Consider the following 11,891-nt stretch of genomic DNA (forward strand, 5'->3'; position numbering starts at 1 on the left):
CCCCCCTCTTCTCCGACTTCCCCGACCCGTCCCCTGGGAGACCCCGTCATGCCCATACCCCTACCCCAAGCCGCCCGAAAAGCGGCTTTCGCCCTGATAGTTCCCGCGGTGCTGCTCACCGCCGGGTGTACCGGCCGGTCCGTCGGGAGCGCCACCGACGACCCCTCGAAGGAGGCCACGATCACCTTCTGGCACGCCTGGAGCGCGCCGAACGAGGTGCGGGCCGTGAAGTCGCTGGTCGCCGGGTTCGAGCGGGCGCACCCCAACCTCCACGTGAAGGTCGTCGGGAACATGACCGACGACAAGATCAACCAGGCACTGCGGGCGGGCGGCGACCGGGCCCCGGACGTGATCTCCTCGTTCACCACCAACAGCGTGGGCAGGTTCTGCTCCTCGGGCGCGCTGGTGGACCTGAACCCCTTCTTCGCCAAGTCCGGGATCGACCCGGAGAAGACGTTTCCGAAGCCCATGGCGGAGTACACCGCGTTCGAGGGCGAGCGCTGCGCGGTCCCGCTGCTCGGCGACGCGTACGGGCTGTACTACAACAAGACGGCGTTCGAGAAGGCCGGCATCGCGCGCCCGCCGCGCACGTGGTCCGAGTTCCTCGCCGACGCCCGGAAGCTGACGATCCGTTCGGGCGACGGCTACCGGCAGCTCGGGTTCATGCCGAACTACCACGGCTGGGAGTCCACCACCGAGCACTACCTCGGCCAGTTCTCGCCGACGTACTTCGGCAAGGACGGCAGGTCCCGCGTCGCGAAGGACCCCGCCTTCGCGAAGGCGTTCACCCTCCAGCGGAAGCTGGTGGACGAACTCGGCGGATTCCGCAGGCTGGAGCGGTACCGGGCCACCCTCGGCGACGAGTGGGGCCCCAAGCACCCCTTCCACACCGGCCAGGTCGCCATGCAGATGGACGGCGAATGGCGGCTCGGGATGGCCGAGGAGGCGAAGCCGGACTTCGAGATCGGGGTGGCCCCGCTGCCCGTCCCGGACGACCAGGCCGGCCAGTACGGCAAGGGCTACGTCACCGGCACCGTCGCGGGCATCGCCGCCACCAGCCACAAGCAGAACGCGGCCTGGGAGTTCGTCAAGTACGTCACCACGGACACGGACGCGGTGACCGGCTTCGCCAACGACATCCACAACGTGCCCTCCACGCTCGCCGCGCTGAAGTCCCCGAAGCTGAGGTACGACCCGCGGTTCAAGACGTTCCTGGACATCGCCGCCCACCCGCACTCCACCTCGGCGCCCGCCTCCGTCAACGGCGGGGTGTACCTGGTGACGATCCAGCAGTTCGGCTACGACTACGAGAGCGGCAAGGCCACCGACCTGAAGGCCGGGCTCAAGAAGGCGGCCGCGCAGATCGACACCGACATCGTGCAGGCGCGGCCGTGAGCGCCGGCACCCTGGCGGCCAAGCGCCGCCGCTCGGCCCTGCGCACGCTCGCCTTCATGGCGCCCTGGCTCGTCGGCTTCGCGGTCTTCTTCGCCTACCCGCTGCTCTCGACCGTCTACTTCTCCTTCATGCACTACGACGGCTTCCGGCCGCCGGAGTGGACCGGCGCGAGGAACTGGGTCTACGTCTTCGAGCACTACCCGCTGTTCTGGCCCGCGCTGCGCAACACCCTGTGGCTGGTCGTGATCATGGTGAGCCTGCGCGTGGTCTTCGGGCTGGGCGTCGGACTGCTCATCACCAGGATCAAGACGGCGACGGGCGCCTTCCGCACCCTGTTCTACCTGCCCTACCTCGCCCCTCCGGTCGCGGCCACCATGGCCTTCGCGTTCCTGCTCAACCCCGGCACCGGCCCGGTGAACTCCCTGCTGGAGAAGGCCGGCCTGCCCGCGCCGGGCTGGTTCGGCGACCCGGCCTGGTCCAAGCCGGCGCTGACCCTGCTGGCGCTGTGGGGCATCGGCGACCTGATGGTCATCTTCATGGCCGCGTTGCTCGACGTACCGGCGGAGCAGTACGAGGCGGCCGAGCTGGACGGGGCCTCGGCCTGGCAGCGGTTCCGGTACGTGACGCTGCCGAACATCTCCCCCATCGTGCTGTTCGCGGTGGTCACGGGCGTGATCCAGACCATGCAGTACTACACCCAGCCGCTGGTCGCCGGAAAGGTCGCCTCCGGGGTGATCCAGGGCGCCGGCACCCAGTTCGAGCCCGGCTACCCCGACAAGTCGACGCTCACCCTTCCCCAGCTCGTCTACAACCTCGGCTTCCAGCGCTTCGACTACGGCTCGGCGTGCGTGGTGGCGCTGGTGCTGTTCGCCCTGTCGATGGCGTTCACCGCGCTGCTGATGCGGCGCCGCGGCGGCCTGATCCAGGCAGGTGACTGACGTATGACCCGCCGCAAGGCACATCTGGAGTGGATAGCCGTCCACTCCCTGGGCGTGGCGACCGCGCTGTTCTTCGTCCTCCCCTTCGTCTTCGTGGTCCTGACCTCGCTGATGAGCGACAGCCAGGCGCTCAGCCGGGACCTGGTCCCGCACACCTGGGAGTGGGGCAACTACCGGAAGGTGTTCGACACCCCCGGCTTCCTCACCTGGTGGCGCAACACGCTGCTCTACGCCGGCCTGGGCACCGTCCTCACCGTGGTGTCCTCGCTGCCGGTGGCCTACGCGCTCGCCAAGTTCCGCTTCCGGGGCCGCAGGCTGTCGCTGATGCTGGTGGTCTCGATGATGATGCTGCCGCCCCAGGTGGTCATCATCCCGATGTACCTGTTCTGGGCCAGGCAGCTGGACCTGTCCGGCACGCTGTGGCCGCTGATCCTCCCCATGGCCTGCGGGGACGCGTTCTCCATCTTCCTGCTGCGCCAGTTCCTGACGACGATCCCGAACGAGTACCTGGACGCGGCCAAGGTCGACGGCTGCGGCGAACTGCGCACCCTGCTGCGCGTGGTGCTGCCCATGGCCAGGCCGGGCATCGCGGCCGTGGCCCTCTTCCAGTTCTTCTACGCCTGGAACGACTACTTCGGCCCGCAGATCTACGCGTCCGAGAACCCCGGCGCCTGGACCCTGTCCTACGGACTGGAGTCCTTCAAGGGCGCCCACCACACCGACTGGAACCTCACCATGGCCGCGACCGTGCTGGTCATGGCCCCCGTCATCCTCGTGTTCTTCCTCGCCCAGAAGGCGTTCGTCGAAGGCGTGACGCTCACCGGAGTAAAGGGTTGATCTGACTGTGAAACTCACCGTGGTCGGCGGCGGCTCGACCTACACCCCCGAACTCGTCGACGGCTTCGCCCGCCTGCGCGACACCCTGCCCGTCGAGGAACTGGTGCTGGTCGACCCGGCCGCGGACCGGCTGGAGCTGGTCGGCGGGCTGGCCCGGCGGATCTTCGCCCGGCAGGGTCACGGCGGCCGGATCGTCACCACCTCCGACCTGGACGCGGGGGTCGACGGCGCCGACGCCGTCCTGCTCCAGCTGCGCGTCGGCGGCCAGGCGGCCCGCGAGAAGGACGAGACCTGGCCGCTGGAGTGCGGCTGCGTCGGCCAGGAGACCACCGGCGCGGGCGGCCTGGCCAAGGCCCTGCGCACGGTCCCGGTCGTGCTCGACATCGCCGAACGGGTCCGCCGGGCCAACCCGCGCGCCTGGATCATCGACTTCACCAACCCGGTCGGCATCGTCACCCGCGCCCTGCTGCGGGAAGGGCACCGGGCGGTCGGCCTGTGCAACGTGGCGATCGGCTTCCAGCGCAAGTTCGCCGCGCTGCTGGGCACGACCCCGGCCGACGTGCACCTGGCCCACGTGGGTCTGAACCACCTCACCTGGGAAACGGGTGTGCGGCTGGGCGGACCGGACGGCGAGGACGTCCTGCCCCGGCTGCTGACCGAGCACGGCGAGGCCATCGCCGCCGACGTCCGCCTGCCCCGTCCCCTGCTGGAGGGCCTCGGCGTGGTCCCCTCCTACTACCTGCGCTACTACTACGCCCACGACGAGGTCGTCCGCGAGCTGCGCACCAAGCCCTCCCGTGCCGCCGAAGTGGCCGCGATGGAACGGGAGTTGCTGGAGATGTACGGCGACCCGGCCCTGGACGAGAAGCCGGCGCTGCTGGCCAGGCGGGGCGGCGCCTTCTACTCGGAGGCGGCCGTGGACCTCGCGGCGGCCCTGCTGGGCGGTGGAGGCAGCCCGTACCAGGTGGTGAACACGCTCAACCGGGGCACGCTGCCGTTCCTGCCGGACGACGCGGTGATCGAGGTGCAGGCGGCGGTCGGCCCGGCGGGCCCGGTCCCGCTGCCCGTACCGGCGCTCGACCCGCTGTTCTCGGGCCTGGTCGCGAACGTGACGGCGTACGAGGACCTGGCCCTGGACGCGGCGCTGCGCGGCGGCCGGGACCGGGTGTTCCGCGCGCTGCTGGCGCACCCCCTGATCGGGCAGCACGCGTACGCCGACGCCCTCACCGACCGGCTGGTCGCACACAACCGGGAGCACCTCGCGTGGGCCTGACCGCATCCCAGTCCCCGAGGGTTCTCGCCATCGACGCGGGCAACAGCAAGACCGACGTGGCCGTGGTCGGCGCCGACGGCGAGGTGCTGGCCACGGCCCGCGGCGGCGGCTTCCGCCCGCCCGCGGTGGGCGTGGCGGCGGCCGTGGACGCGCTGGCCGGGCCGGTCGCGCGCGCCTTCGCGGACGCGGGCGTCACGTCCGTCTCGCACGTGTCGGCGTGCCTGGCCAACGCCGATCTGCCGGTGGAGGAGGAGCGGCTGGCGAGCGCGCTGCGCGCCCGGGCGTGGGGCGCGTCGGTGGAGGTGCGCAACGACACCTTCGCGATCCTGCGGGCGGGCGTCGCCGAGCCGCGCGGGGTGGCCGTGGTGTGCGGGGCCGGCATCAACTGCGTGGGCATGCGCCCCGACGGGCGCACCGCCCGGTTCCCGGCCATCGGCCGGATCTCCGGTGACTGGGGCGGCGGCTGGGGCCTGGCGGAGGAGGCGCTGTGGCACGCGGCCCGCGCGGAGGACGGCCGCGGCGAGCCGACCGCGCTGGCGCGCACCCTGCCCGCGCACTTCGGGCTGCCCACCATGTACGCGCTCATCGAGGCCCTGCACCTGGAGCACATCGCCCCCCAGCGGCGGCACGAGCTGGCGCCGGTGCTGTTCGCCACCGCGGCGGACGGCGACCGGGTGGCGGACGCGCTGGTCACGCGGCTCGCGGAGGAGGTCACGGTGATGGTCACGGTCGCGCTGTCCCGGCTGGACCTGCTGGACGAACGGACGCCGGTCCTGCTCGGCGGCAGCGTCCTCACCGCCGGCCACCGCCGGCTGGACGACGCCGTGCGCGCCCTGCTGGCCGCGCGCGCCCCCAAGGCCGACGTCCGGGTGGTCACGGCCCGCCCGGTCCTCGGCGCGGTCCTGCTGGGCCTGGACCACCTGGGCGCGGGGGCGCGGGCGGGCGAACGGGCGCGCGGCTACTGGGAAACGCAACGCCCCTGATCGGTCCCCCGGGGGAACCGATCCACCGTCACCGCCGTGTTCCCTAACGGGGGGTGGTGCGTCCGCCGGCTCGCGCCCCCGGGGCCGCCGCGATCCGATCAAGATCCAGTGAAGCCCGGTGCGGAGGAGAGGGCGGGCGGTGATACTGGGCGGCGAACGGATGACCATGGGGGAGGTCGAGTGACACACCCGCCGAAGAGCAGCGCGCCACCGCCGGCCGGGCCCGCCGGGCCCGCCGGTGTCCCCCGCATCCCCGCCCAGCCCCGGGGCGGGACCGCGCCCGCCGCCGCTCCTCCCCCGCCGCCCGCGCGGCGCACCGCCTTCGCCGAGGGCGCCGAGCGGGTACGGGCCGCCGCGACCACCGAGCCGGGGCGGCTCAGGATCATCGGTGCCGCACTGGCCCTGCTGGTCCTCGCGTTCGGCGCGGTGACCGCCTGGCAGACGAGCACCCGCGCGGCCGCCGCCGACGACGTGCTGCGCCGCAGCCAGCCGCTCAGCTTCGGCGCGGCCGGCATCTACCGCTCGCTGGCCGACGCCAACACCGCGGCCTCCAGCGGGTTCCTGGCCGGCGGGCAGGAGAACCCCACGTCCCGGCGGCAGTACGAGAAGGACGTCCGGGAGGCCGCCGGCGGACTCGTCACCGCCGCCGCCAACGCCGAACCGGGCTCGGCGGCCGAGGCGACCGTCACCCGGCTGAACCGGCTGCTGCCCGAGTACAAGGGTCTCGTCGAACGGGCCCGGACGTACAACCGGCAGGGCTACCCGGTGGGCGGCGCCTATCTGCGGTACGCCAACGAGAAGATGCAGAAGCAGATGCTCCCGGCCGCCGAGGCGCTCTACACCACGGAGAACCGCCGGCTCGACGCCGACTACGGCGACGCGACGCCGTACCCGTGGGCGGCGATCGCGCTCGGCGCGCTCGCCCTGGCCGCGCTCGGCTGGGCCCAGCACCGCCTGTACCGGCGCACCCACCGCGTCCTCAACCGCGGCCTGGTCGCCGCGAGCGCCGCGACCGCGGCGGCGCTGCTGTGGCTGGTCGTGGGCCACGCGGTGGCCCGCTCGGGGCTCGACGGCTCCTACGAGCACGGCATCCGGTCGCTCAACGTACTGCACGACGCCCGGATCGCCGCCCTGAAGGCGCGCGGCAACGAGAACCTGGGCCTGGTGGCGCGCGGCGCGGAGACCGTCACCGTGGCCGGACAGACGTACGACGCGTACTCCTACGACTTCGACAAGGACATGGCGGTGCTCGGCAAGGCGCTGACCGAGGCGGCGCGGCTCGCCGACGACCCGGAGGGCACCGCCCCGGTCGAGGCCGCACAGGGCGACACGGCGGTCTGGCAGCGGCGCCACGCCGCGGCCCGCACCGAGGACGAGAACGGCAACTACCAGCAGGCACTGGACAAGGTGATCGGCGCGAAGGGCGCGACCGCCGCGTGCTTCGACGGCGTCGACCGCGGCCTGGAACGGGCCATCGCGCACGAGCGCGCCGAGTTCGGGCGGGCCGCCGAAGACGGACGGGACGCGCTGGCCTGGCTGCCGGGGGGCGCCGCCGCCCTCGCGGTGCTGGGCGCGGCGGGCGCCGTCGCCGGCATAGGCCGCAGGCTTTCGGAGTACCGGTGACAGGGGGCGGGGCGATGAACGCGAACCGTGCGCGGACCTCCCTGCGGGGCTGGGGCGGAGTCGCCACGATGGCGGTGCTGTGCGCGCTGGCGCTGGGGTTCGTCCTGCTGCTGCCGTGCACCCAGCGGGCGCCGGCCGAGCCGCACCGGGCGGGGCAGAAGGTCGCCGCCGGGGAACAGGCCCGCACCGGCGACTGCGTGGACGCCGAGGCGCACGAGCGGACGCTCGCCCCGGCCGGCGCGGACGGCCCGGCGATCGACGCCATCCGGGCCCGCACGGGCGCCAGGCGCAAGCTGATCGTCGGCGTGGACCAGAACAGCTACCGCTGGGGCTACCGCAACCCGAACACCGAGGGCGCCCGGCTGGAGGGCTTCGACATCGACCTCGTGCACCGCATCGCCGAGGACATCCTCGGCGACCGGGACGCGGTGCAGTTCAAGGCGATCCCGACCAACCAGCGCATCACGGCGATCCAGGACGGCCGCGTGGACATGGTCGTCCGCACGATGACGATCACCTGCGACCGGCTGCGCCAGGTCGCCTTCTCCGCGCCCTACTTCCGCACCGGCCAGCAGGTCCTCGCCCCCAAGTCCTCGACGGTCACGGGCTACGACGGCTCGCTCGCGCACAAGAAGGTGTGCACGGCCGCCGGTTCGACCGCCCACGCCAAGCTGGACGCCGACCGCGAGGCGGGCCGGCTGCCCGCCTCCGCCGACATCTCCACCACCGTGCCCAGCCAGCTGGACTGCCTGGTGCGGCTGCAACTCGGCGAGGTGGACGCCGTGGTGACCGACGGCGCGCTGGCCGCGAGCCAGGCCGCCCAGGACCCGACCGTGGAACTCAAGGGCAAGCCGTTCACGACCGAGTACTACGGCGTGGCGATGAAGAAGGACGCCGACGATCTGGTACGCCGGGTCAACCGCGTCCTGGTGGGCTATCGCGCGAACGGCTGGCAGCAGTCGTACGACGACTGGCTGTCGGCGACACTGGGCAGGGACCCGGCCGCGTCGAAGCCGCCCGCGCCGCGCTACCTGCGCGGCGGTTGAGCCGCACCCGACCGGAACAGACTGCGAGCGAGAGGTGATCGATGGGCGTCACGGACCCCGCCGGGCCGGTGATGGACCGGGACGAGGCGGACCGTGCGCTGGCGCGGCTCGGCCGGGAGCACGAGGCGATCGAGACCTCCCTGCTCGCCCTCCAGGACCACGCGGGCCGCAGACTCCTCGAAGGCGCCGGGCTGACCGGCGTCACCCGGGAACGCTGGCAGGCCACGGAGGCCCGGATCACCCGGCTGTGGGCCTGCTTCGACGCCTACACCGCCGCGCTGCGGAGCGCCCGTGAGATCCGGGCCCGGCGCCGCTGGTCCAGCCGCGAGGACCTGGCGGAGCTGACCGGGCTGCTGCGCGGGGAGTCGGTGACCCTCCCCGGCGGCGAAAGCGGCCGGCTCAGCGAGACGTTCACGCTGCCGGCGCTGGTGGACCGGATGAACGAGCTGTACGCGACCAGCCTGGACGTGATCGTCGCCGCCGACGCGGTGTGGTCGGCGCTGCCCGCGCGGATCGACCTGCTGGCCGCGGAACTCCAGCGCACCCGGCAGCTCGCGCACTCCGTCGGGGTGCGCCCGGGCGAGCACCCGGCCGGCGACGACCTGGAGCGGATCACCCGCACCCTGACCCGGCTGCGCGAGGACGTCGTCGCCGACCCGCTCGCGTTCTGGGTGCCCACCGACGGCAGTTCGGCGCCCGGCGGCGGACGTCCCGACACGACGGTGTACGACCGCGCGGCCCGCGCCCTGGAGGAGGTGCGCCGGGAGATCGAGGCGGTGCTGACCGTACGCCAGGACGCCGAGGCGCGGCTGATCCGGCTGCGGGACGTGCTCTCCCGCGCGGACCGCACGCTCGCCGAGGCCCGGACCGCGCGCGGCGAGGTGCTGGCGAAGATCGCCGCCACCGAGGTGCCGGTGGTCGGCGGCCCGCCCACCGCGCTCCAGGAACAGCTGGCGACCGCCGCCGAGTACCGCAGGCAGGGCCGCTGGCACCGGCTCTCCCCGCTGCTGGAGTCGCTGGAGGAGAAGGCCGAGGAGGAACTGCTGCGCGCCCGCGAGTCGTTGACCGCGGTCACCGCGCCGCTCGCGGTCCGCGCCGAGCTGCGCGGCCGGCTCGACGCCTACAAGGCGAAGGTCGCCCGGCACGGCCTGGCGGAGGACCCGCTGCTGGTGGAGCGCTACGACGCGGCCCGCCGCATGCTGTGGAGCGCGCCCTGCGACCTGCGCGTGGCCGAACAGGCGGTGCTGCGCTACCAGCGGGCGGCGGCCGAACTGCTCGGTGGCGCGGGCGCGCCGGAGGACCGCGAGGGGGACGGGTCATGAGTCAGCCGGGGCAGACCTGCCAGCGGCCGGGGTGCGGCGGCGCCTACGAGGACGTCGGCGGCGGGCTGTACTGCGACACCTGCGGTCTGGCGCCGGTGGTGTCGGCCGGGCCTGCCCCCTCGGGAGCGGGGATGGTGGGCTCGCAGGCCACCGGGATCGCCCGGGGGGCCGCCGACGGCGGCGGTGCGGGCAGCGCGCGGACGTCGTCGCAGTCCTCGCGCTCGCGCCGCTCGGTGTCCGGGCGGCTGTCCCGTTCGGTGTCGGGGAGCTCCACGGGCCGCTCGGTGTCGGTGCGCAGCTCCGGCTCCTCCTCCGCCGCCTCGGCGCGCGGGCGGCTGGGCGCCGGGCTGGTGACCGTGCCGCAGGTGCCGCGGCCCGACCCGCGCGCGATGGTGCTGGAACGCCCTCAGGTGCCCGAGCGCAAGCGGTTCTGCTCCCGGTCGGACTGCGGGGCGCCGGTGGGCCGGGCGCGCGGCGACCGGCCGGGCCGTACGGAAGGTTTCTGCACCAAGTGCGGGCACCCGTACTCCTTCGTGCCCAAGCTGCGCGCCGGGGACGTCGTGCACGGCCAGTACGAGGTCGCGGGCTGCCTCGCGCACGGCGGGCTGGGCTGGATCTACCTCGCCGTGGACCGGGCCGTCTCCGACCGCTGGGTGGTGCTCAAGGGCCTGCTGGACACCGGCGACCAGGACGCGATGGCCGCGGCGATCTCCGAGCGGCGCTTCCTCGCCGAGATCGAGCACGCCAACATCGTGCGGATCTACAACTTCGTGGAACACCTGGACCAGCGCACCGGCTCCCTCGACGGCTACATCGTCATGGAGTACGTCGGCGGCAAGTCCCTGAAGGAGATCGCCAACGCCCGCCGGGCCGCCGACGGCCGCCGCGACCCGCTGCCGGTGGAACAGGCGTGCGCCTACGGCATCGAGGCCCTGGAGGCGCTCGGCCACCTGCACAGCCGGAACCTGCTGTACTGCGACTTCAAGGTCGACAACGCCATCCAGACCGAGGACCAGCTCAAGCTGATCGACATGGGCGCCGTCCGCCGCATGGACGACGAGGAGTCGGCGATCTACGGCACGGTCGGCTACCAGGCCCCCGAGGTCGCCGAGACCGGCCCGTCGGTGGCCAGCGACCTGTACACGGTGGGCCGCACCCTGGCGGTGCTCACCTTCGACTTCCAGGGCTACACCACCGTCTACGCCGACTCGCTGCCCGACCCGGACACCCTCGAGGTGTTCCGCCGCTACGAGTCCTTCCACCGGCTCCTGGTGCGCGCCACCGACCCCGACCCGGGCCGCCGGTTCGGCTCGGCCGAGGAGATGGCCGAGCAGCTGACCGGCGTGCTGCGCGAGGTCGTCGCGCTGCAGACCGGGCAGCCCCGCCCGGCGCTGTCCACCCTGTTCGGGCCCGAGGTGCGGGTCACGGACACCGAGCTGTTCCCGCGCCTGGACGGCGACGTGTCCCGGCTGGGGGCGCGCGCGGTCCGCACCGGGCGGGCCACCGTGCCCGCGCCGCCCCCGGCGGCGCTCGTCCGGCGGGTGGACACCCGGGCCGCGGCGCTCGCCCTGCCCCTCCCCCTGGTCGACCCCGGCGACCCGGGCGCCGGTTTCCTCGCGGGCCTGCCGGCCTCCGTCCCGGCCGAGCTGATCGGCGCGCTGGCCGCGGCGCCCGCGCGGACCGTGGAGACCCGGCTGCGGCAGATCCGCGCCCGGCTGGAGAGCGGTGACCGGCAGGGCGCGCTGACGAGCCTTGCCCGGCTGGAGGAGGAACGGCCCGACGACTGGCGGGTGGTGTGGCACCGGGGCGTGGCCGCGCTGGTCACCGGGGACTTCGAGGGCGCCGCACTGGCCTTCGACGCGGTCTACGACGCCTTTCCCGGCGAGGCCGCGCCCAAGCTGGCCCTCGGCCTGTGCGCCGAGGTGCTGGGCCAGCTGGACAACGCGGCCGAGTACTACCGGCTGGTGTGGACGACCGACCGGAGCTTCGTGAGCGCCGCGTTCGGGCTGGCCCGGGTGCGGCTCGCGGCCGGCGACCGGGAGGGCGCGGTACGGACGCTGGAGTCGGTCCCGGAGTCCTCCATCCACTACACGGCCGCCCGGGTCGCCGCCGTCCGGGCCCGGCTGCGGGGACGCGTGCCGGGCCCCGGTGACATACCGTTCGTGGACGACCTGACGGCCGCCGCCGGGCAGGTCGAGGCGCTCCAGGCCTACGGTCTGGACCCGGCACGGCGTGAACTGCTGTCGACGGAAGTACTCGGCAGCGCGCTGGACTGGGTACTCTCCGGGGGCCAGGGCGCCGGATCCGCCGCCGCGGGCCGGGTGCTGCTGGGCAGCGGCCTGGACGAGCGGGGACTGCGTTTCGGCCTGGAGCGTGCCTACCGCGCGCTGGCCCGGCTGGCGCCCGGCGGCAAGGAGAGGATCGAGCTGGTGGAACGGGCCAACCGTTACCGCCCCCGGACGTGGGTGTAAGTC

The 11,891-nt window shown here is 73.7% G+C and carries 9 protein-coding genes; all 9 read left to right on the plus strand.

Going from position 1 to position 11,891, the window contains the following annotated elements; translation table 11 throughout:
• Window positions 1–48 precede the first annotated feature (48 nt).
• The 9 genes from ACZ4W9_RS07240 to ACZ4W9_RS07280 all read left to right on the plus strand — a co-directional run bounded on the left by ACZ4W9_RS07240 (window position 49) and on the right by ACZ4W9_RS07280 (window position 11,888).
• Window positions 49–1,395, plus strand: coding sequence for an ABC transporter substrate-binding protein (locus ACZ4W9_RS07240; RefSeq protein ID WP_467933784.1), 1,347 nt, complete (start codon window positions 49–51; stop codon window positions 1,393–1,395).
• Window positions 1,392–2,333, plus strand: coding sequence for a carbohydrate ABC transporter permease (locus ACZ4W9_RS07245; RefSeq protein WP_467933786.1), 942 nt, complete (start codon window positions 1,392–1,394; stop codon window positions 2,331–2,333). Before ACZ4W9_RS07240 ends, ACZ4W9_RS07245 begins: the two co-directional genes overlap by 4 nt.
• Before the next feature lie 3 nt (window positions 2,334–2,336).
• Window positions 2,337–3,170: a carbohydrate ABC transporter permease gene (locus ACZ4W9_RS07250; RefSeq protein ID WP_467933787.1), complete on the plus strand. Its 834-nt coding sequence runs from the start codon at window positions 2,337–2,339 to the stop codon at window positions 3,168–3,170.
• Between the two features lie 7 nt (window positions 3,171–3,177).
• Window positions 3,178–4,443 carry a 6-phospho-beta-glucosidase gene (locus ACZ4W9_RS07255; RefSeq protein WP_467933789.1) on the plus strand — a complete coding sequence of 422 codons (1,266 nt, stop codon included), beginning with the start codon at window positions 3,178–3,180 and terminating at the stop codon, window positions 4,441–4,443.
• Complete coding sequence (locus ACZ4W9_RS07260) at window positions 4,434–5,426, plus strand: N-acetylglucosamine kinase (protein ID WP_467933790.1); 993 nt, start codon at window positions 4,434–4,436, stop codon at window positions 5,424–5,426. The genes ACZ4W9_RS07255 and ACZ4W9_RS07260 overlap by 10 nt, the downstream gene beginning before the upstream one ends.
• A gap of 180 nt (window positions 5,427–5,606) precedes the next feature.
• Window positions 5,607–7,049 (plus strand): hypothetical protein, encoded by a 1,443-nt coding sequence (locus ACZ4W9_RS07265; protein WP_467933791.1) that lies wholly within the window; start codon window positions 5,607–5,609, stop codon window positions 7,047–7,049.
• A 14-nt stretch (window positions 7,050–7,063) separates the two neighbouring features.
• The gene (locus tag ACZ4W9_RS07270; protein ID WP_467933793.1) at window positions 7,064–8,095 is read left to right on the plus strand and encodes a glutamate ABC transporter substrate-binding protein; all 1,032 of its coding nucleotides are present in this window, start codon (window positions 7,064–7,066) and stop codon (window positions 8,093–8,095) included.
• A 41-nt stretch (window positions 8,096–8,136) separates the two neighbouring features.
• Window positions 8,137–9,417 (plus strand): hypothetical protein, encoded by a 1,281-nt coding sequence (locus tag ACZ4W9_RS07275; protein WP_467933794.1) that lies wholly within the window; start codon window positions 8,137–8,139, stop codon window positions 9,415–9,417.
• The gene (locus ACZ4W9_RS07280) at window positions 9,414–11,888 is read left to right on the plus strand and encodes a serine/threonine-protein kinase (protein WP_467933795.1); all 2,475 of its coding nucleotides are present in this window, start codon (window positions 9,414–9,416) and stop codon (window positions 11,886–11,888) included. The genes ACZ4W9_RS07275 and ACZ4W9_RS07280 overlap by 4 nt, the downstream gene beginning before the upstream one ends.
• Window positions 11,889–11,891 lie beyond the last annotated feature (3 nt).

Source organism: Streptomyces sp. NPDC029296 (genome assembly GCF_055569255.1).

What these genes read in the sequence shown, in the direction of transcription:
- ACZ4W9_RS07240 (WP_467933784.1), top strand. Translation starts at nt 49, where the DNA reads ATGCCCATACCCCTACCCCAAGCCGCCCGAAAAGCGGCTTTCGCCCTG.
- ACZ4W9_RS07275 (WP_467933794.1), top strand. Translation starts at nt 8,137, where the DNA reads ATGGGCGTCACGGACCCCGCCGGGCCGGTGATGGACCGGGACGAGGCG.
- ACZ4W9_RS07280 (WP_467933795.1), top strand. Translation starts at nt 9,414, where the DNA reads ATGAGTCAGCCGGGGCAGACCTGCCAGCGGCCGGGGTGCGGCGGCGCC.
- ACZ4W9_RS07250 (WP_467933787.1), top strand. Translation starts at nt 2,337, where the DNA reads ATGACCCGCCGCAAGGCACATCTGGAGTGGATAGCCGTCCACTCCCTG.
- ACZ4W9_RS07270 (WP_467933793.1), top strand. Translation starts at nt 7,064, where the DNA reads ATGAACGCGAACCGTGCGCGGACCTCCCTGCGGGGCTGGGGCGGAGTC.